The organism is Tessaracoccus sp. OH4464_COT-324 (genome assembly GCF_003932855.1).
In the GTDB taxonomy this organism is placed as follows: Bacteria; Actinomycetota; Actinomycetes; order Propionibacteriales; family Propionibacteriaceae; genus Arachnia.
This window is the reverse complement of the sequence record NZ_RQYZ01000008.1, coordinates 22,624-42,714: the sequence shown is the minus strand read 5'-3', so window position 1 is coordinate 42,714 and position 20,091 is coordinate 22,624. Positions and strand designations below refer to the sequence as shown.

14 protein-coding genes and 1 riboswitch are annotated in these 20,091 nt (G+C 66.1%); of the genes, 1 reads left to right on the top strand and 13 read right to left on the bottom strand.

Going from position 1 to position 20,091, the window contains the following annotated elements; all coding sequences use genetic code 11:
- Window positions 1-36: 36 nt before the first annotated feature.
- The 5 genes from groL to EII42_RS06150 all read right to left on the bottom strand — a co-directional run bounded on the left by groL (window position 37) and on the right by EII42_RS06150 (window position 8,293).
- Complete coding sequence (groL, locus tag EII42_RS06170) at window positions 37-1,623, bottom strand: chaperonin GroEL (RefSeq protein WP_125171238.1); 1,587 nt, start codon at window positions 1,621-1,623, stop codon at window positions 37-39.
- 11 nt (window positions 1,624-1,634) lie between these two features.
- On the bottom strand, window positions 1,635-1,934 hold the full coding sequence (gene groES, locus EII42_RS06165; RefSeq protein ID WP_125171237.1) for a co-chaperone GroES: 300 nt from the start codon (window positions 1,932-1,934) through the stop codon (window positions 1,635-1,637).
- Between the two features lie 182 nt (window positions 1,935-2,116).
- Window positions 2,117-2,317 (bottom strand): hypothetical protein, encoded by a 201-nt coding sequence (locus EII42_RS06160; protein ID WP_125171236.1) that lies wholly within the window; start codon window positions 2,315-2,317, stop codon window positions 2,117-2,119.
- 8 nt (window positions 2,318-2,325) lie between these two features.
- Window positions 2,326-3,270, bottom strand: a complete 945-nt coding sequence (locus EII42_RS06155) for an SPFH domain-containing protein (RefSeq protein ID WP_125171235.1) — start codon at window positions 3,268-3,270, stop codon at window positions 2,326-2,328.
- A 124-nt stretch (window positions 3,271-3,394) separates the two neighbouring features.
- Window positions 3,395-8,293 (bottom strand): S8 family serine peptidase, encoded by a 4,899-nt coding sequence (locus tag EII42_RS06150; RefSeq protein ID WP_125171234.1) that lies wholly within the window; start codon window positions 8,291-8,293, stop codon window positions 3,395-3,397.
- Between the two features lie 216 nt (window positions 8,294-8,509).
- Here EII42_RS06150 and bioB point away from each other — a divergent pair, with 216 nt between their 5' ends.
- The gene (bioB, locus tag EII42_RS06145) at window positions 8,510-9,562 is read left to right on the top strand and encodes a biotin synthase BioB (RefSeq protein WP_125171233.1); all 1,053 of its coding nucleotides are present in this window, start codon (window positions 8,510-8,512) and stop codon (window positions 9,560-9,562) included.
- 28 nt (window positions 9,563-9,590) lie between these two features.
- Here bioB and EII42_RS06140 read toward each other — a convergent pair whose 3' ends face one another.
- The 8 genes from EII42_RS06140 to tsaD form a co-directional block, all read right to left on the bottom strand.
- On the bottom strand, window positions 9,591-10,703 hold the full coding sequence (locus EII42_RS06140; RefSeq protein ID WP_199729810.1) for a class I SAM-dependent methyltransferase: 1,113 nt from the start codon (window positions 10,701-10,703) through the stop codon (window positions 9,591-9,593).
- The gene (locus EII42_RS06135; RefSeq protein WP_125171232.1) at window positions 10,691-11,659 is read right to left on the bottom strand and encodes an endonuclease/exonuclease/phosphatase family protein; all 969 of its coding nucleotides are present in this window, start codon (window positions 11,657-11,659) and stop codon (window positions 10,691-10,693) included. The genes EII42_RS06140 and EII42_RS06135 overlap by 13 nt, the downstream gene beginning before the upstream one ends.
- The gene (locus tag EII42_RS06130) at window positions 11,656-12,150 is read right to left on the bottom strand and encodes an 8-oxo-dGTP diphosphatase (RefSeq protein ID WP_125171315.1); all 495 of its coding nucleotides are present in this window, start codon (window positions 12,148-12,150) and stop codon (window positions 11,656-11,658) included. The genes EII42_RS06135 and EII42_RS06130 overlap by 4 nt, the downstream gene beginning before the upstream one ends.
- 11 nt (window positions 12,151-12,161) lie before the next feature.
- Window positions 12,162-12,291, top strand: a riboswitch (cobalamin riboswitch).
- Between the two features lie 360 nt (window positions 12,292-12,651).
- Window positions 12,652-14,352, bottom strand: a complete 1,701-nt coding sequence (locus EII42_RS06125) for an ABC transporter ATP-binding protein (protein WP_125171231.1) — start codon at window positions 14,350-14,352, stop codon at window positions 12,652-12,654.
- A gap of 12 nt (window positions 14,353-14,364) precedes the next feature.
- Complete coding sequence (locus tag EII42_RS06120) at window positions 14,365-15,336, bottom strand: ABC transporter permease (RefSeq protein ID WP_125171230.1); 972 nt, start codon at window positions 15,334-15,336, stop codon at window positions 14,365-14,367.
- Between the two features lie 12 nt (window positions 15,337-15,348).
- Window positions 15,349-16,893 (bottom strand): ABC transporter permease, encoded by a 1,545-nt coding sequence (locus EII42_RS06115; RefSeq protein ID WP_125171229.1) that lies wholly within the window; start codon window positions 16,891-16,893, stop codon window positions 15,349-15,351.
- 142 nt (window positions 16,894-17,035) lie between these two features.
- Window positions 17,036-18,871, bottom strand: a complete 1,836-nt coding sequence (locus EII42_RS06110; RefSeq protein WP_125171228.1) for an ABC transporter substrate-binding protein — start codon at window positions 18,869-18,871, stop codon at window positions 17,036-17,038.
- Window positions 18,872-19,042: 171 nt separating this feature from the next.
- The gene (tsaD, locus tag EII42_RS06105; RefSeq protein ID WP_125171227.1) at window positions 19,043-20,089 is read right to left on the bottom strand and encodes a tRNA (adenosine(37)-N6)-threonylcarbamoyltransferase complex transferase subunit TsaD; all 1,047 of its coding nucleotides are present in this window, start codon (window positions 20,087-20,089) and stop codon (window positions 19,043-19,045) included.
- Window positions 20,090-20,091 lie beyond the last annotated feature (2 nt).

Below are 20,091 nucleotides of genomic sequence, written 5' to 3'. Positions count from 1 at the left end.
CCGTCAGGTCTCGGGGGCCAGTTCGGTTCAGTTGTCTCAGGCGTCCTCGTCCTCGCGCTTGTCCACCACGAGGGTCTCGGTGGTGAGCAGCAGGGAGGCGATGGATGCGGCGTTGGCGAGAGCCGAACGCGTCACCTTGACCGGGTCAATGACGCCGGCGGCCACCAGGTCCTGGTACTCGTCCGTGGCCGCGTTGTAGCCGTGTCCGATGGGCAGTTCAGCAACCTTGGAGGTGATGACATAGCCGGGCAGGCCGCCGTTCTCGGCGATCCAACGCAGCGGCTCCACCATGCTCTTCGCGACGATCTGCACGCCCAGGCGCTCGTCGCCCTCCAGACCCAGGTAGTCGTCGAGGACGGCCGCGGCATGGATCAGCGCAGAACCGCCGCCCGCCACGATGCCCTCCTCAATGGCCGCACGGGTGGCGGACACGGCGTCCTCAACGCGGTGCTTGACCTCCTTGAGCTCCACCTCGGTGGCGGCGCCAACCTTGATCACGCACACGCCGCCGGCCAGCTTCGCCACCCGCTCCTGCAGCTTCTCGCGATCCCAGTCGGAGTCGGTGCGCTCGATCTCGGCGCGAAGCTGGGCCACGCGGGCCTCGACCTCGGCGGACTCGCCCGCACCGTCGACGATGGTGGTGTTGTCCTTGGTGACGACGACGCGCCGGGCGCGGCCGAGCACCTCCAACCCAACCTGGTCGAGCTTGAGGCCCACCTCGGGGGCGACGACCTGGCCGCCGGTGAGGATAGCCATGTCCTCCAGCATCGCCTTGCGTCGGTCGCCGAAGGCCGGGGCCTTGACGGCGACGGAGGTAAAGGTGCCGCGGATCTTGTTGACGACGAGGGTGGATAGCGCTTCGCCGTCAACGTCCTCGGCGACGATGAACAGGGTGCCCTTGACGCCGATGACCTTCTCCAGCAGCGGCAGCAGATCGCTCATCGAGGAGATCTTGCCGGAGTGCAGCAGGATGTACGGATTCTCTAGCACCGCCTCCATGCGGTCGGCGTCAGTGACGAAGTAAGGGCTCAGGTAGCCCTTGTCGAACTGCATGCCCTCGGTGAACTCCAGCTCGGTGCCGAAGGTCTGAGACTCGTCAACGGTGATGACTCCGTCCTTGCCCACCTTGTCGAAGGCGTCGGCGATGAGGGCGCCGATCCGCTCGTCGCGCGACGAGATGGTGGCCACGGAAGCCATTTCGGCTGCGGTGTCCACGTCGCGGGCGTTCTGGCGCAGCCGCTCGACGACAGCTTCAACGGCCTTGTCGATGCCGCGCTTGAGCCCGACGGGGTTCCCGCCGGCCGCGACGGCGCGCAGGCCCTCGTGCACCATGGCCTGGGCCAGCACGGTGGCCGTGGTGGTGCCGTCGCCCGCGACGTCGTTGGTCTTGGTGGCGACTTCCTTCGCCAGCTGCGCGCCGAGATCCTCGTAGGGATCCTCCAGCTCGACTTCCTTGGCGACGGTCACGCCGTCGTTGGTGATGGTGGGCGCGCCCCACTTCTTGTCGAGAACGACGTAGCGGCCCTTGGGCCCGAGGGTCACCTTGACGGTGTTGGCGAGGACGTCGACACCACGCTCAAGCGCGCGGCGCGCCTCCTCGTCGAAAGCGAGGATTTTAGCCATAGGTGTGCCCCTTACTTGGTGACGACGGCCAGGATGTCGCGGGCGTTGAGGAGCAGGTACTCCTTGCCCTCGTACTTCAGCTCGGTGCCACCGTACTTGGAGAAGACGACGACGTCGTCAACTTTGACGTCCAGGGGGACGCGCTTCTCGCCGGACTCGTCGAAGCGGCCGGGGCCGGTGGCCACGACGCGGCCCTCCTGCGGCTTCTCCTTGGCGGTATCGGGGATGACCAGGCCCGAGGCGGTGGTCTGCTCGGCTGCGAGCGGTTCGACGAGGACGCGGTCCTCCAGCGGCTTGATCGTGACTGCCACGTCAAACACCTTTCTGTAGGTCATGCCCGCTAGCGCGGGCTGGCTTCATGCGGTCGCCGGGCGTCGTCGCGGTGCCGCCAGGCATTAGCACCCGATCAGCACGAGTGCCAACAACGAGGCTATACCTGATCTAGCACTCATTCAACCCGAGTGCCAGACGTGCGGCCGTGCGGCCGTCCGCTTCAGCCGCCTCCGACCTTCGGCCGCCCGCGTTTGGGCAGCGGGCCGAGCTGCTTCGGCGCGCGCCCCGCCTTACGCAGGGCGTCGCGCAGCAGCAGCTCCACTTGGGCGTTGAGCGAGCGCATGTCGTCGGCGGCCCACCTGGAGAGCGCCTCATGCACGGCGGGATCCAGCCGCAGCAGAACCGACTTGCGTTCGGCCATGTTCGCTCCTAGGTGTAGAGCGATCCGGCGTTGACGACGGGGCTGACCCGGGAGTCGCTGGCCAGAACCACGAGCAGGTTGGACACCATCGCGGCCTTGCGCTCCTCGTCGAGTTCGACGATCTGCTCCCGCTCCAAGCGCTCCAGCGCCCCGTTGACCATCGAGACAGCGCCCTCGACGATCTTCTCGCGCGCGGCGATGATGGCCGCCGCCTGCTGCCGCTGCAGCATCGCCTGGGCGATCTCGGGCGCGTAGGCGAGCGCGGAGATGCGCGCCTCCACCACCTGGATGCCCGCGATGCTGACGCGGGCCGCCACCTCGCTCGCCAGCTCCGAGGCCACCTGCTCGGTCGAGCCGCGCAGGCTGTCAGCCTGGCCCTCCGAGTCGTCGTAGGGGTAGCGCATGGCGACGTGGCGCAGCGCCGCCTCCGACTGCACGGCCACGAACTCCGGGTACCTCTCGACGGCGAACCTGGCCTTGGCGGTGTCGGCCACCTGCCACACGATGATGGCCGCGATGTTCACCGGGTTGCCTTCGGCGTCGTTGACCTTGAGCTCGCTGGTCTCGAAGTTATTCACCTTCACGGAGATCGTGGCGCGCGACGTGTAGGGCGCCACCGCGCTGAGGCCCGTGGTACGCGTGGTGCCGATGTAGCGGCCCAGGAACTGCAGCACCCGGGCCTCGCCGGGGTTAACGATCGTGAGGCAGGAGAAGACCACGCCGGCGACCGTGAAAGCGAGCACGCCGATGATCATTTCCGGCAGGGGCCCCTCCCCGGAGGACTTCAAGATCGCGCCGGAGACGACAAACCATGCTCCCACGCCCGTCAGGATCACCCCGAGGGCGAGGAACAACCAGCCGTTCGCGGTCCACGATGACCGCTCCTCGATGGCCACTCCTGCACCCGACCACCCGTCGGCGACGGCGGCGGGCGGCGCAGCATTGACTTCCATATCAGCCTCCTTAAGTAGATATCAATATGATATCACTTTATCGGAAGATGGACAGGCGGCTCCGCCGAAGAGAACCAAGAGACGGGGCCGCGAGAAAATTCCCGCGGCCCCCGGTCCAGCCGATTCAGTCGCCCGTGCGAGGCAGCCCCGGCCGCTTGCCCGGCACCCCGGGCTTGCCGGGACGCTTCAGCGGGCCATCCTGACCGTCGGGCAACCCAGGCTCGCCGGAGAGCAGCGTCACCGTCACCGAGCGGCGCGTCGTGTTCCCGGCGGAGTCCGTGGCCCAAAGCTCCAGCTGGAGCGTCCGCCCCTTGAAGAGCTGCGCCACGTCGAACATCAGACTCAACTGCCCATCTTCCAGATCCTCCGCCCGGTACGCATCCCGAATGGCGACCCTGGGATCCACGCCCGGCGCCACCGTCAGCGAGTCCGGCCCGACGATGGTCGGCGGCTCATCAACGTGCAGAACCTGCAGCACGGTGGAGCGATTACCCGCCTTGTCCAGCGACGTCGCCGACAGCACGTGCCTGCCCGAGGTCAGGCCGGGCACGTCCGACAGCTTGAGCGCGATCTCCCGCGACCGGGCATCCGCCGCGCGAGCCCCCACCGGCGAGCCGTCCACCACGTCGCCCTGCCGATACTCGGCGAGCGACGCCTTCGGGTGCGGCGCGACGGGCACGTGCTCGCTGCGCACCTCGCGACCGTCGAGGTGAACCACCAGGCTCTCCAAGTTGGCGTCCGAGGTGGAGACCTTGACCTCCGCAGACCGGGACACCGTCCCTCGCCCGCCCTCGACGGTCAGCTCGGGCTGGACATCATCCAGCTCGATCGGCACCTTGCGCTCGAAGCCATTGCCCATGCCATCCATGAGTGTGAGCAGCATCTGGTGGCCATGCTCAGCTTTGGCGACGCTTGCCCGGAAGGGTCGCCTGTTGTCGGCCCCAGCGTCCCACAGGTTGGTGAACTCCTTGACCACATTGCCGTTGACCTCAAGCCGGTAGCCGAACTCGTTGTCCCAGACCTCGCCCGAGAGCTGAACCTCGGCCGGCGTCTTGCGCAGGTAGATAGCCCCGTCCGCGTGGATGGTCGGGTCCGTCTTGAACTCCATTCCGGGCAGCGCACGGTCGTAGACGAAGCGCCAGGACCCCTCGATGCGCTCACCCTGTCGACTCTCCGCCACGTAGCCCACGCTGTTGATCGCGTTTGCGAGCTCAATCGGGACAGAGAACCGCAACTCGTCGTCCAGCTGAACCTCCTTGCCAGCGATCGCGAAAGAGGCTGGCGGCTCGGAGAGCCTACCCTTGAGAGTAAGACGCGCAGCCACCTCACCCGAGGCCGCATTCTCGTTGATGACCGTGAGATCCCGGAATGCCGGGGTGACGAGATAGGCCGACTGGCCGAACCTGCCGCCGTCGAGTTCAGGGTCATCGAAGATGGCGTGCAAGCCCAGCTGACGCGAGCGCCCTGCTATCGTCCACGCCTTGGTCGCAGAGTTCGCGTAATCCTCCGTCCTCCGGTAAGTGGACGCGTGGTCCAGCGCCACCAGCCCCAGGAAGGTTCGCCCCTCCCCCGGCGTGGTCGTGTAGGTGAACCCGCCCTGGGCGTCCAGCGCGATCTCGTCCAGGCCATTCTCCAGCAGCGCCAGATCATCCGTCGGGGCCATGTCGTCCGCCACCTTCCCGGTGATCGTGATCGAACCATCGGGTGCAAGTTCGAGTTCGCCTGCGGCGTTCACAGGAGCCGAGAGGATCTCCAGGGTCGGCGGGGTGTCGTCATAGCCCAGCCAGTGCTTGGCCTCGCCCAACAGTTGGGAGCCCGAATAGGCCTTGAAGTGCAGATCGCTTCGGCCGCGCTTCAGCGGTACCGCCACCTGCGCCTTACCGTCGGTCACCCGAGTCGGGGCACCGTTGAACTCGACGCGGTCCACCGTGGGCGCCACCAACAGATCAATGATGGCCGCGTCGTCCTTGACCTCCGGCATCAGGTGCGGAACGGACTCCTTGCCGATCCAGCGATCCACCAGATGGCTGTCGAGCACGCGGATCGGACGTTCCTGGTAGAAGTCCCTGAGTTCCGTGGCGTTGCCTGCTTTGTCCATGACCAGGATCTCGGCGTAGGAATCAGCCTCCGCCAGCTCCTTCTCGACAGTGAAGGTGTACCTTCCGGGCCCGCTCTGGACGGGGTCGAAGAACGTGGAGGTTCTGGCGTCGAGCGCGTAGACGCCCCCGGGAGCCTCAAGCCCGGCGCGATCGTCGCTGGCCACCACCGTGTACTTCCGGGAGCCGTCCGGCTTCGCCTCGACGCTCAGCGAAGCCTGGGGCGCGACGGTGTCGATGCCGATCTGCAGATCCGTGGCCTGCCAGTCGTAGTCGGCGGACAACCTGGCCCGAATCCGGAAGCGATACTCGCCCAGGTCGGCGTCGCCGACGACCTCAAACGCTCCGGTGGCGGGGTTGTACACGGTGCCGTCCCACACCTGGTTCGTCGCGCCCTCCGCCACGGAGCGGATCGCGGGCGGAACGTGCCGCAACGGGATACGATGCATGTCCCGCTCCGCCCCGAACTTGCGGAGCACCTCGTCGCCCTTCATGATCTCGAATTCGATGTCACCTGCCGAGCGCAGCAGCATGTAGGTCGGGAAGACCTCGTCGAAGAATCCATCCCCGTTCGGCGACATCCACTGTGTGAAGGTCTGAGACCTCCCCAACGGGCTGAACAACCGGGTGAGGTTGACTTGATCCTCTCCCAAAATCCCGTCGAGCACGGGAATCTTCCCGCCTTCTTCCGGGTGGTCGATGATCGGTTCGGCGTTCCAGTCACCCACGAAACCGAGATAGGCCACGGCGAGGTCTGGCTGCGCCTGATCCGTGGAGGAGAGTCTCGCCCAGCCCTGTATCCAGTGCCGAGAGTCGGTCTTTGGTTCCAGAGTGAACTCGACGCTGGCCCGGCCTTTCGCTGGCACGGTCACGGTGGGTTGGGCAGCGACGAGATGCTCGTCGGCGCTGCAACTGGTGGTGTTTCGCTCGCCTGCCGTCTGGCTCTCCGCGAGCACGCAGGTGCCGCCTGTGCCGAAGGTAAAGTCACGATCCGCAGTGTTCTCCAACTGCACCGTGAAGGTTCGCGGCCCGTCCATCTCACGCAACGCGACGTGTGGCTGACCGTCCACCGTAGCGAACACCCGGGATTGCAGCGCATCCGCCGTCTGGATCAGACCGGCGCCGATCTGGCGGGGCGCGTAAGGCACGCCCGGCGAATGTTCCAAGGCTTTGGCGGTGTTGGCCAACGCGGTGCGCAATTGCTCATTCAGCTTGTCCGCGCCCAGCCCCGGGTACATCTCCTTGTACCTCTGTAGGCCCAGGGCGAACGCGCCAGCGACGTGTGGCGCAGCCATCGAGGTGCCCGACTCTTCTCGGTACTTGTTGCCGTTGACGGTGGAGAAGACATTTCCACCGATTCCGGCCAGCTGGGGTTTGAAATCCAGCTCCGGCGTCGCTCCCCAAGAGGAAAAGGACGAAGCCCGCGGCCCCTCCCCGTCAAGCTTGATCAGGGTGGTTTCCTCGGTCAACGCGATCCGGCCCGCTCCCCCGTTCATCTCGATGGCCTGGCGCAACCGCTCACCCACGGAGTGGAACAAGAAGGCACCCGGCACGCTCACCTCTTCGAGGCCCGACATCCCGGAGAACGTGTCACCCCCCTCCTCATGGTTGTAGATGATCACGCCGTAGGCGCCAGCAGCGATCGCGTTCTCGAACTTCTCGGCGTAGGTCAGGTCTCCGCGTTTGATGAGCACGTAGCTGTCGCGCGCGCCCGCTGGGAAGTCCTCCGGTCGGCCCAACCCGGCGTTCACGACCGCCCGGTCGGCGTGATCAGGATTTCCGATCTGCAGTTTGTAGGGCAATTCCATGCTCTGCTGTCCAGCCGTTGCCCGGGCGAGCAGCGCGACGGTGTGCGTGTTGTCCACCGAGGCGACCGCCAACGACCCCGGTGCGGAGGCAGGCGCGGCCATCGCTCCGTCATCGAGCATCTCCGTGTAGTCGACGTCGCTACCGTTCGGCGATCCGTTCAGCCCGTCGTTGCCTGCAGCGACGATGACTTGGACCCCGGCCGCCTGGGCGTTAGCGATCGCCCTGCCCTGGCCGACGGACGCCTGATTCGTCCCGTTGGCCGAGCCCAGCGACATGTTGATCACGTCCGCGCCCATCTTCACCGAGTCTTCAATGGCCGCGATGATGTCGTCCTCTTTGGCGCCACCGGCGCTCGGGTCATTAGAGAACACCTTCATCGCCAGCAGCTGGGCGTTCGGGGCGATGCCATTGATCCGGCCATTCGTCAGCACATCCGCGTCCGATCCGCCGTTCGCCGCAACGATTCCTGCGACGTGCATACCGTGCATGGAGTCCGTCTCGTCCGTGAAGTTGGGGTTCTCGTCAGCGTAGTTCCACCCGTAGGGGACCTTCTCGGTGGCGAGATCGCCCTTGGGCCGGAGCTTTCTCTTGGCCTGAGGGTCGAGGCGCATGTCCCTGTGCTTGGGGTCAATTCCCGTGTCGATCACGGAAACAACGACCCCGGAGCCGTCCACATCGAAGCTGCTGCGTGCGGCAACGCTCTGGGTCAGTTCGCCTGCGGTCTGCATCGCAGGGTAGTAGACCTTCAGCGTCTCGACGGTGGCGACGTCCGGGTCTGCGGCCAACGCTCGGATCTGGCTCTTCGGCAGCGTCGCCGAGAAACCGTGCAGCAGGTGGCCGAACCTGCGTCGGACGCTGAACCCTTCGGCGCCCTCCCAGCGGGCCAGCACCCGGTCGACTGCGGACAGGCCTGCTTCCTTCTCGTCCGGCTGGTTCGGCTGTTGCTTCAACATGACCATCACCCGCCGAGGCTCGTCCGGACTACCCGGCCCAAACTTTGGCTCGGCGGGTTTCGCCGCAGGCGGTGGCGGCTGCCCCGGATCGGCTGCCCCTTGCGGCGACAGCGCGGGGAAAGCTAGGAGCGCAAGGCTCGCCAGCGTCGCTAGGGCTCTCTTCATCGCGGTCCTCCTTGGCCTGGGCCGATGCAGTTTAGAGATATCTCGACATGCTAGTGCCTAGGAGTTCAGCGAGAAGGGCAACCAACAAGGCAATTCGCCAGACTTAGTCAACCAAATCACCGTCCGCGCCCTTGTTCCAGCCCACCGAAGCTTCCAGTTTCCCTACCGTCCATCAGCTGCGCTAAGTTTTGAACACTGTTCAAAACGGGAGGGACGATGAACCTACAGGAGCTAGCCGACGAAGTGATCCGTGGCCAGAGCCCGACACCTGTGGAGGCGCTCGGCGTGCTACAAACGCCCGACGAGCGCCTCTACGAGCTCGTCACCGCAGCAGGCCGGATCCGCAGACACTTCCACGGCACCGCCACGAAGGTGAACTACCTCGTCAACCTCAAGTCCGGGCGTTGCCCAGAGGACTGCTCCTACTGCTCGCAACGCCTGGGCTCCGAGGCGGATATCCTGCGCTACACCTGGCTCAGCCACACCGACGCCGTGGCCGCAGCCAGCGCCGGCATCGGCGCCGGAGCCCGGCGCGTCTGCCTGGTGGCCTCCGGGCGCGGCCCGTCGAATCGCGACGTGGAGCGCGTCGGCGACATCATCACGGAACTCAAGCAGCGCCACCCCGACATCGAGATCTGCGCCTGCCTCGGCATCTTGAAAGACGGACAGGCGGAGAGACTCGCCGCCTCCGGCGCAGACGCCTACAACCACAACCTCAACACTGCCGAATCCCACTACGACAACATCTGCACCACGCACAGCTTCGACCAGCGTCGCGCCACCGTGCAGCATGCCCGCGAGCACGGGCTGAGCGCCTGCTCCGGCCTGATCGCAGGCATGGGCGAAACCGACGAACAGCTCGTCGAGGTAGCCTTCCAGCTACGCGACGCGGGCGCGGACTCCGTGCCGGTCAACTTCCTGATGCCCTTCGACGGCACCCCGCTGCAGGGCCACCAACAGCTCACGCCACAACACTGCCTGCGGATCCTGGCCATGGTGCGCTTCGTCGTCGGCGGCGCCGACGTGCGGGTGGCCGCTGGCCGCGAGCAGCACCTGCGTTCGCTGCAGCCGCTGGCCCTCGAAATCTGCAACTCGCTTTTCCTCGGCGACTACCTCACCTCCGAGGGCCAGCCCGGTGCCCAGGACCTGGCGATGCTGGCCGACGGCGGCTACACCATCTATGGCTCCGACACCCAGCCCTCCTCGGTGCTGCCCGACGTCGGACTGCGCCGCCGCGGCGCCGGCACCAGCGAGCCCGCCAACGCCTGAGCTGTGGCGACCCGTCCGCGCCGCGCCGCTACATCCTTCGCACGACGATAGCGCGGGTCCCCGAGGGGGTGCGGGCCAGGACGATGGTCCCCGAGTTGGGCCCCTTCGGAGCCAGTCGGGCGCGCAGTTGGGCCGGGTCGACGTCGACAGCCCGTTTCTTGATCTCCAGGGTCCCGACCCCGTGGTCGCGCACGTAGCGGGCCAACACCTTTCGGTCAAAGGGCAGCACCTCGACCACCTCGAAGTTGGTCACCCAGCCGGTGGTGATGGGCTGGTCACTGGACAGGTAGGCCACGTGCTCATCCAGCAGCCAAGCGCCCGCGCCAGCCGCCTCCGCCAGGGCTCCCGCCCGGATCGCGGCGCCGTCGGGCTCGGCGAGGTACGCGCCCACGTCTCCCACCGGCAGCCGTTCCCCCGACGCGAAGAGGACATGCTCCTCGCCGTTGACGAGCCGAATCGCCGCGCGCCCGGCGCAGCGGTTGAACAAGCAAGTCTCGACGACGTCGCCGCCCTCGCTCACCCAACACCACTGGGACGCCTCGGGCAACACCTCCTTCGCCACCCCCGGACCCAGCTTCACCGCGACGAACCGCTCACTCGCCAGGTAGCCCTCCACTAGCCGCCACGGGGGCGAGCAGTCCGCCAGCCGCCAGGTGCGGCCCCGCCCGGTGCGCCGGGCCGGGTCGAGGAATACCGCGTCGCCCGGCGGGATGTTCAACTCCTCCGCGCGGGCCACCCGAGCCGGGCCCGCGCCGACAAGAGCCAGGTTGTGGCTGGCCGCCTCCGCCGTCGCCGGGTCGGCATCGAGCGCCACCACCTCGATACCCGCCTCAGCGAAGGCGAGCGCGTCCGAGCCGATGCCGCAGCCCACATCCCAGACTCGCCGCACTCCGGCATCAACGAAACGCCGGGCCCGCCACCTCGCCACCGCCTCCCGCGTGGCCTGTTCCAGGCCCGCCGGCGTGAACAACATCTGCGCGGCCCGCGAGAATTTGCCGCGCGCCTTGCGGCGCAGCGCCACCTGGGTAAGCGCCCAGGCCGCGGCATCGGCGCTGAAGCGCCGACGCAGCCGTTCGCCCGCGCCGAGCGATGTCGGGTCCTGCTCGCCCATCGCGGCTTCCAGCGCCGCTAGCCGCTCCACGCGCCACCTCGGATGCCCTTGTGGTCACTGCCCTCGACGACGAAGTAGGCCGGCTCCGCCGCCGTCACCCCCGGCCCGACGAGCACGTGGTCGATCCTGGCGAACGCGATCAGCGCCCGGCCGACCGGCCACGTGGGTTGCCATCGGGTGAGCGCTGACGGCCCCGAGATCGTGGCACGCATCGGGTCGCTGAGCCCGAGATCTGTGAAGGCCCGCATGGTGATGTGCTCCGGCACCGCGTTGAAGTCGCCCACCGCCACCAGCCGCTGCCCCACGTGGGGGCGCAGCATCTCGGCCACCGCCAGCGCGTCGCGATGCCACAGCTCGGCCCCCAGCTGTGGGGCTGCGGTGTGGATCGCCCCAAGATGCCACGCACCGCCGGGAAGTTCTACCCGCACCAACAGGTTGAGGAAGACGTCATCCACCCGGGCTAACTCCACCACGGGCACCCGGGAATAGACTGCCGTACCCGACGGACCCACTCGCGCTTCCCCCGCCAGGAACGGGAAATCACGCTCGAAACCCGCCTCGGCCAGCCGCTGGCGCAGTTCCGGCGTAAACTCTTGGACGACCAGCACCGTCGTCGAGGGTTGCACCTGGGCACGGATCGAAGAGACCGTCGCGTGGCCGAACCGAGCGTTCACGTTGACGAACTGAAGCTCGCCCTCAACCGGCTGCGGCCGCTCCAACGGGCCGAAAAGCGGCAACGCCCAGTAGCCGGCCAGCACCGAGGCCACACCGATCGCCACCAGGCGCGGGAAATGCCCGCCGACTACGACAACACCAGCCAGCGCAATCATCGTCGGGGCCCAGAGCAGCGGGATCAGCGACGAGCCAAAAACCACCACGTCGGCGATCAACTGCGCTTCGGGCCACAACCAGGTCACCCACAGCGGAACCGCCGCCAGCGCCCCACCGACGAGCACCACCCAGCCCAGCACGCGCAACCATCTCATGTGGCCGCCCCGGCAGGAACCACGGCCACCTCCCAGCCGACGTTGTGCCCGCCGTCGTAGGGCAGCACCCCGTGGAACTGGGCCACCCCGGGGTCAAAGACCAGCGGCAAGAAATGCCGGTCCCCGTCCCACATGGGCAGCTCCATGATGCTAGCGATGTCGTGCCAGCCCAGCGTGCCCTCCTCGTTGCGTTCGGGGATCTCGCCGGTGAAACCGGTGACCAAGAAAACGAAACCAAACACGTCCCGACCGTTGAAACCCGGCCAGGACAGCGTCCCGCGCAGACTCAACTCGGTGACCTCGATACCGGCCTCTTCCCGCAGTTCACGCCGGATCGCCGCGACGACGTGCTCGCCTGGCTCCACCTTCCCGCCGAGCCCGTTGTACTTGCCTAGCTGTTCGTCGTCGTCGCGGGCTATTCGGTGCACGAGCAGCACCCTCTGGTCGACCACGACGTATGCGAGGGTGGTGAGTTCGGGGGTGAATGGCATACGCATAGCGTAGAGCCAAAACAGCTACTGGTAGAGTTTGCTGTGCCTCTGAGTGGGGGAATCCGGTGCGAATCCGGAGCTGACCCGCAACCGTGAGGGGAAACCCGAGCCGGAATGCCCGCTGAGTGGCAGACAGTTTTCCCGTCGCGGTCTGCGGGATGTCGGTTGTGCCTCGGCCGGCCCAGCAACCGCCAGCCTGGAGGTTTTCACATGCCGATGCCGCACCCACCGCGATCCGGCGCCTGGGCGGCGCCCACGCCGGGCGCGTCGGCAGCCCGCGCCCTCCTGCCCACGACTTCTAGTGAGGACTCGCCCTGATGCCACTCGGGGTTTGAGTGGGACTGGTCCCGGCCATCGTGTTCTCAGCCGCGGTGGTCGGGACCATCCCTGCGCCGTCGCCCTCGGACATGCCACCTTCGACACATCGATCAAGCGAAGCCGGGACGCGCCCGGAAAGCGAAGGGCGCACGCAAGCTGCGCGCGCCCTCGTCGGATTCTTCGCTACTGGTCGAGTTCGCGGGTGTCGATCTCGACCACGGTGTCACCCAGCGACTTCAGCAGCGCGTGGCGAGCCTCGCGCCGCTCACGCTGCTCGATCGGGTTGGGCACCGGTGCGGCGGCCAACAGCCGCTGCGTGTACTCCTCCTGAGCGTTCAACAACACCGCCTCGCGGGTGCCTTTCTCCACGATCTTGCCGTACTGCATCACGACGACGCGGTGCGCCAGCGAGTCGATCACGGCCAGATCGTGCGAAATGAAGAGGCAGGCGAAGCCGAACTCCTTCTGCAGCTCGGTGAACATCTCCAGCACGCTCGCCTGCACCGACACGTCGAGGGCCGACGTGGGTTCGTCCGCCACCAGCAGCTCCGGGTTGAGCGTGAGCGCCCGAGCGATCGAGACGCGCTGACGCTGACCGCCGGAAAGTTCGTGCGGGTAGCGGTTGAAGGCCGAGCGTGGCAGCCGCACCGCGTCGAGCAACTCGAAGACGCGCTGCCTGCGCGACGCGGTGTCGCCTACCTTGTGCACCTGCAGCGGCTCCGCGATCACGTCGCCGACGGGCAGGCGCGGGTTCAGCGAGGCGGCCGGATCTTGGAAGATCACACCGATCCGGGCCCGAAGTTCCTTCAGCTGCTGGCCGCGCAGCTGAGTCAGATCCTGGCCGAGCACCTCGGCGTGGCCGTCCGCCACCGGGATCAGTCCCAGCAGCGCCCTGCCGACGGTGGACTTGCCTGAACCAGACTCCCCCACGAGGCCGACGATCTCGCCGCGCCGGACGTCGAAACTGACGTCATCGACGGCCCTAAACGGCTTCTTTCCTGGCCGTTTGTACTCGATGACGAAGTTCTTGACGTTAAGCGCCAGCTCGTCGCGCTTAACCTCAGCCACCGGCTCGCCGAACTGGCCATGCCCACGCCCGAGGTGCGGCACCGCGTTCAGCAGACGCTTGGTGTAGGGGTGCTGGGGGTTGAGCAGCACCTCCTCACAGGTGCCCTGCTCGACGATGTCGCCCTTGAACATGACGGCAACGCGGTCGGCCATGTCGGCCACGACGCCCATGTTGTGGGTGATGAGCAGGATGCCGGTATTGAGCTTGTCCTTAAGCGAGCGCAACAGGTCGAGGATGTCGGCCTGAACAGTCACGTCGAGCGCGGTGGTGGGTTCGTCTGCGATGATGACGGCCGGGTCGCAGGCCAGCGCCATCGCGATCACCACGCGCTGGCGCATGCCGCCCGATAGCTCGTGTGGGAACTGCTTGGCGCGTCGCTCCGCGTTCGGGATGCCCACCGCCTTCAACAGGTCGACTGCGCGAGCCCAGGCCTCGCGTCCGAAGGCCACACCGTGAACCTCCATCGCCTCGGTGAGCTGCTCGCCCACCCGAATGACCGGGTTGAGCGCCGTCATCGGCTCCTGGAACACCATCGCGACGTGATTTCCGCGCACGTTGCGCAGCTGCTTCTGGTTGAGCTTGCCGATCGGCTGGTTGGCGACGAAGGTCTGGCCATCGATCGTGGCGTTTTTCGGCAGCAGGCCGAGCGCTGTCGTCGCGGTCACCGACTTTCCGGAGCCGGACTCGCCCACCAGCGCCACCACTTCGCCCGGGTGCACGTCCAGGGTGAGACCCTTCACCGCGTGCACGCGGCCGAACTCGGTCTTGAACTTGACGTCCAGATCCCTAAATTGCAGTACAGCTTGTTGAGTCATGATTCAGCTCCCTCAGTCCAGCGTCTGCCGGGGATCGAATGCATCGCGCAGGCCGTCGCCGATGAAGTTGACGCACAGCGCGATGCAGAGGATGAACATGCCGGGCCACCAGAACAGCCAGGGCCTGGTGTCGAGCGCGTTCAGGTAGGTCTGGATCAGCAGACCAAGCGAGGTGTCGGGGGCGCGCACGCCGAAGCCCAAGAACGAGATCGCGGTCTCGGTGAGGATCGCGCCTGAGATGAGCAGCGTCGAGTTGACGACGATGGTGCCGAGGGCGTTGGGCAGCACGTGGCGCAGGATGATGCGCGGCGCGGGAGTGCCGATGGCGCGCGCGGCTGCGACGAATTCACGCTCGCGCAGCGACAGCACCTCGGCGCGCACGAGCCTCGCGAGGCCGGTCCAGCCGATCAGGCCGATCATCAGCGCCAGCATCGGCACGTTGGAGCCGAAGGTGCGCCCGAAAACGGCGGCGAGCACGAGCAGGGGGATGATGATGAACAGATCCGTCATCCGCATGAGCAACGATTCCAACAGGCCGCGGAAGTAGCCGGCGACCGAGCCGATCGTGGTGCCAATGGTGGTGGCCACGAAACCGACAGTGAAGGCGACGAACAGCGAGATCTGCGTGCCGCGCATCACGAGAGCAAAGTAGTCCTTGCCGATCGTGTCCTGACCGAAGGGATGCTCGCCCAGCGCGGGCGGCCACAGCTGCAGCGTCGGCTTTCCCCCAGGCAGCGCCAAGTCGTAGCGGTCGAAGTAAGTCTTGTCCCACCAGCCCGGGATCGGGCCGAAACCTATCGAGGTGAAGGACAGCACGATGATGAATGCCAGCACCACAAGAGCCACCATCGCCGCCTTGTGGCGGAGGAAGCGACGAAGCACCAGCTGACCTTGTGAATACGATTTGTCCGTTGTCTGATCGAGGACATCCTCGACCGAGTACTGATCGTCCTCGACGAACGAAGTCTCCTTCTTTTCACTCATCGTTCACCCCTCCTAGCCGGTGATCCGCGGGTCGAGAATTGCGTAGACCAGGTCTGCGATGAGGTTCATCGTCACCGCAGCGCCACCAGCCACCAAGAAGAAGCCCATGACCGGGATCGGGTCGACGTTGTTCAAACCGGTCTTGAAGAGGTAACCCATGCCCTGCCAGCCGAAGACGCTCTCCGTGATGACGGCACCACCGATGAGCGCTGCGAAGTCGAACGCGATGATGGTGGCCAGCGGGATGAGGCCGTTGCGCAACGCATGCCGGGTGATCACCTTGCGCTCGGATATGCCCTTGGAACGCGCGGTGCGGATGTAGTCCTGCCGCAGCACCTCCAACATGGAGGCGCGCGTGTAACGAATGTAGCCCGCGATCGACACCATCATCAGCGCGATGGTGGGCAGCACGATATGCGTCGCACTGTCGATCGTGTGGTGCCAGTAGGTCGAGTTCATGTTGGGCGTCGCCGACCCGACAGTGGCTATCGGGCGCGGTTGAATCTTGAGATAGGTGGACCAGTTACTGAGCATCAGGTCCACAAAGGCAAGCACGCTGCCAATGAGAGCAACGATCACCGACGCCATCGTCGCCTGCCGTCTGGAGAACCCGCCGAGCAGCTGTCCGGAGATGACCGCCAGCAGGATGGCTGCAGCGAAGCAGCCGAGCAGCATCCAGGTGACGCTGCTGAAATTTTCTCGCCCGGTGACCGGTTTCATCAGGATGGGCCGCATGATGAGGAATCCCACGATGGATACCCCGACGGTGGCCAACACTGAGTTGCGCACCCGCGGATTCTTGAAGCCGGAGGTCATAGCCACCACCAACACTCCGGCACCGACGAGCGCGAGGATGTACACCGGCAAGCCAACCGCCGGACGGCGCACCCACGTGACCGCGTCGATGTAGAACAGTGCCCCGCCGACGATGCCCACGGTGATCGTCCACGTGGCGAGCCAACGACGCCAGGTGCCGCCGATCGCCGCAGCGAGCACCAGGCCAAGGATCGCGGCAATGATCAAGATGGTCAGCCAGGATATTTTTCCGCTCGGAATCCAGTTGTTGAACTGGATGGCTGCGTAGTGCTTCAGCAGCACCGCGAACCAGAACACTGGCAGCGAGAAGAAGACGAAAGCCATGAAGGTGACCACGTAGTCGAAGGCCGAGTACTGACGCACAGCGGTGATAATGCCGAGCGTAATGCCGATGAAGATGGCAAGCACCGTGGCGGACGTCACCAGCTGGAGTGTGGAGCCGGCTGCTGCCTGGACGAGAGAAGACACCGATTGTCCATCACGGCTCTTGCCTAGATCGCATGACCCGACGAAGCACCGCCCGACGCCAGCGAGCCAACGCCAGTAGCGCACGTACCATGGCAAATCGAGTCCCATGGTCGCGATGCGCTGTGCCATCCTGTTCTCGCGGTTCGGATCCTGGGACTCGCGCAGATCTTCGAGCGGGTCGCCGGAATTGATGACCAGCACGAACATGGCCAGCGAGCCCAAGAGCAGAATCAAGGCCGACTGGCCTAGTCGTTTCGCTACGTATTTGAACACTGAGGTTTTCCTTCAGGGTGAGGTGCAACTTCTGTACTTAGTTACACAAGCGCTCACTATATGACAGATTCGGCCAACACAGAAGACAAGACTTGGGGCAGACGGGGTCAACCCGTCTGCCCCAAGTTGTGCTAACTACGCGTCAGGACGCGCGGACCCACTGCTGGGCATTCCACCACGTGCCGGACTGCGTGGCCGTCGGACGGACGTTCTGCAGGTCGGCGCTGTGGGCGGAGACACCCGGGTGAGCGTAGAGCGGGATGCCGTAGAGCGTGTCCCACAGCTCCTTCTCGATCACCTTGTACTGCTCCAGGTGCACCTTCTCATCGAGGGTGGCGGACACCTTTTCCCATGCCTCGTCAACCTTCGGGTTGCTGTACCCCAGACGGTTCTGCGGCTTGTTGGTGGCGTAGATGTTCTCACCGGAGGTGATCTGGCCAGAGCCGGCCCAGGCGAAGAGCGCCACCTCGGTCTCCCGGTTGGGCAGCTCCTTGTCGAAGAAGGAAGACACACCGGAGTCGATGATCTCGAAGCCCGCCTGGTTGCAGGAGGCCTGAATCAGGGCCACGGTCTCCTGACGGCGCTGGTTGGGTGCCTTGTAGCCCAAGCGCACCTTGACCGGGGTGGGTACGCCGGCCTCCGCCAGCAGGGCCTTGGACTTCTCAATGTCCACCTTGTCGTAGCGGCCGTCGTAAGCGGCGGAGGTGATTGCCTCGTACTTCTCCTTCTGGAAGGGGAAGGCCTCGCGGGCGTTCATGACCACGGCCTCGGAGTTGATCGGCTTGACCAACTTCTCCACGATCTCCGCGCGCGGGGTGCAGTAGGCGAAGGCCTCGCGCACCTTCGGGTTGGCCATGACATTACCCTCGGTGTGGTTGAAGTCGAGGTGCTCCCAGGTCATGACCGCGTACTGGTCGACCTTCACGGACTCCCCGAGCGACTTCAGCTGGGCCACGGTGTCGACGGTGGCCTGCGGGCTGATGACATTGACCTCGCCGTTCTGCAGCGCCTGGGTGGCGGCGGCATCCTCGAAGAAGCGCACCACGAGTTCCTTGGTGGCGGCCGGGGCGCCCCAGTACTTGTCGTTGGCCTCCAGGGTCAGCGAGTTGCCAGCCTGCCAGCCGCCCTGCTTCAGCTTGTACTGCGAGTTGGACGGGATGAGATCCTCGCTCGGCAGCTCACCAGGCTGGAAGATCCAGCCGGTGTTCCAGAACTCAGCAGCCTTCTTCACTGTCTCGGCGTCCTTCTCCAGGATCGCCTTGGCGAGCGCCTCCGGCTCCAGCCCAGACTGCTTCGCCACAACGTGGGCGGGCAGTGCGGAGCCGATCAGGATCTTGAAGTCGGGGTCCGGGTTGGCGAAGGTCACGGAGAACTTCTTGCCACCGATCTCGCCCTTCGGGCCGTCCGGTACCTTCTCGGCGAAGCTCTTGGAGACGTGCTTGAACACGGGGGAAGAGCCCTTCACGCCTTTGAAGAAGTCGGGGGCCAGGAACTCGGGGTTCTGCGCCGCCCATTCAAGCAGGTAGTCGTTGATGGTCACCGGGGTGCCGTCGGACCAGACGGCCTTCTCGTCGATGGTGTACTCGACGATCAGCGGATCCTCGCTGGTCACGGTGAACGTGCCGAACTCCTCGTTCAGGCAGAGGCTGCCGTCCACGCCGTAGTAGCTGAAGCCGGAGAACATCCGGTCGGCCACGGCCGTGTTGTAGGTGGAGTAGGTATCCGCGGTAACGGCGTTGTACCCTTTCCAGTCGCCCGGGCCGGCAGTAAACGCGACGGAGCCCTCAGCCGGAGCTTCGTGACTCAGCTTGGCGAGACAGGGATCGTCGCTCTTGGTGGGCTCAGCAGACTGGCCGGCAGTGGTATTCGGCTTGGCGCTGCCGTCAGCGGCGCCGGGCTCCTCGCCGGAGGTGCACGCACCCAGCAGAAGCGCTCCGCTCACGAGAAGCGCGAGGGACGCAGTTCCCTTCAACTTCATAGGTTCTCCTTCGTCACAGGGGTTCCAGGCCAGAGGCCCAGCATGGCACCGGACACTAGCGTCAACGCACCACCCACCGACAGCATTGTGTCCAAAATACGATCGGATTGTTACCTGATCGATACAGACCCCTCGCGCAACGCCGCCCCGCCGATCCCGGACCCGCGCCGCTCAGCGAACCACGATCGTCGAAACTTCAAGGCCCGAATGTGCAGAGATGCCGAGCCCGCTTGGTGGCAGCCCAGCACGCACGACGGCCGAACCCACCGCAGCAATCATCGCCCCATTGTCCGTACACAGCGCAGGACGCGGGCGGCGAACAGCGAAGCCAGCAGCCCCCGCCCGCTCCTCCAGCAGCGTGCGCAGCCGCGAATTTGCGGCCACACCCCCGCCGAGCAGGATCGTCTCCACGCCGAGGTGCTGCGCCGCGTCAATGGCCTTCGAGGTGAGCACGTCGGCCACCGCCTCCTGGAAAGACGCGCACACGTCGGCGACCGGGATCTCCAGCCCGTCCAGCCGACGCTGCTCCACCCAGCGCGCCACCGCCGTTTTCAGCCCGGAAAACGAGAAGTCGAAGCGGTGCCGCTCTAGGTCGTGGCGCGCGGTGAGGCCGCGCGGAAAGCGGATCGCGCGTGGATCGCCCGCGGCAGCCTCGCGATCAATGATCGGCCCGCCCGGGTAGCTCAGCCCCAGGAGGCGGGCCACCTTGTCGTAGGCCTCGCCCGCCGCATCGTCGATGGTGGCGCCGACCTCCTCGATGTCGCGCGCGATGTCGCGCACGTGCAGCAGCGACGTGTGCCCGCCGGAGACGAGCAGCGCGAGGGCCGGCGTCGGCAACGGACCGTGGTCCAGCAAGTCGACGGCCACGTGCCCCACCAAGTGGTTCACGCCGTACAACGGCTTGCCCAGGTGAGCGGCCAGCGCCTTCGCGGAGGCCAGCCCAACCACCAGCGCACCCATCAGGCCCGGACCCGCGGTGACCGCGATGGCATCCAGCTCGCCGAGGTCGACATCGGCTTTAGCGACGGCCCGCTCCAGCGCGGGGACGATCGCGGCCAAGTGCGCCCGGCTGGCCACCTCCGGCACCACCCCGCCGAAACGCACGTGCTCCGCGACGCTGCTGGCTACCTCGTTAGCCAGCAGCGTGTGGCCACGAACGATGCCGACGCCCGTCTCATCGCACGAGGATTCGATCCCTAGGATCAGCGGCTCGCCCACCT

Bases quoted from the DNA above. Each gene is read 5' to 3' on its own strand.
- groL (WP_125171238.1), bottom strand. From the start codon at position 1,623: ATGGCTAAAATCCTCGCTTTCGACGAGGAGGCGCGCCGCGCGCTTGAG.
- EII42_RS06160 (WP_125171236.1), bottom strand. From the start codon at position 2,317: ATGGCCGAACGCAAGTCGGTTCTGCTGCGGCTGGATCCCGCCGTGCAT.
- EII42_RS06155 (WP_125171235.1), bottom strand. From the start codon at position 3,270: ATGGAAGTCAATGCTGCGCCGCCCGCCGCCGTCGCCGACGGGTGGTCG.
- EII42_RS06150 (WP_125171234.1), bottom strand. From the start codon at position 8,293: ATGAAGAGAGCCCTAGCGACGCTGGCGAGCCTTGCGCTCCTAGCTTTC.
- bioB (WP_125171233.1), top strand. From the start codon at position 8,510: ATGAACCTACAGGAGCTAGCCGACGAAGTGATCCGTGGCCAGAGCCCG.
- EII42_RS06135 (WP_125171232.1), bottom strand. From the start codon at position 11,659: ATGAGATGGTTGCGCGTGCTGGGCTGGGTGGTGCTCGTCGGTGGGGCG.
- EII42_RS06130 (WP_125171315.1), bottom strand. From the start codon at position 12,150: ATGCCATTCACCCCCGAACTCACCACCCTCGCATACGTCGTGGTCGAC.
- EII42_RS06125 (WP_125171231.1), bottom strand. From the start codon at position 14,352: ATGACTCAACAAGCTGTACTGCAATTTAGGGATCTGGACGTCAAGTTC.
- EII42_RS06120 (WP_125171230.1), bottom strand. From the start codon at position 15,336: ATGAGTGAAAAGAAGGAGACTTCGTTCGTCGAGGACGATCAGTACTCG.
- EII42_RS06110 (WP_125171228.1), bottom strand. From the start codon at position 18,871: ATGAAGTTGAAGGGAACTGCGTCCCTCGCGCTTCTCGTGAGCGGAGCG.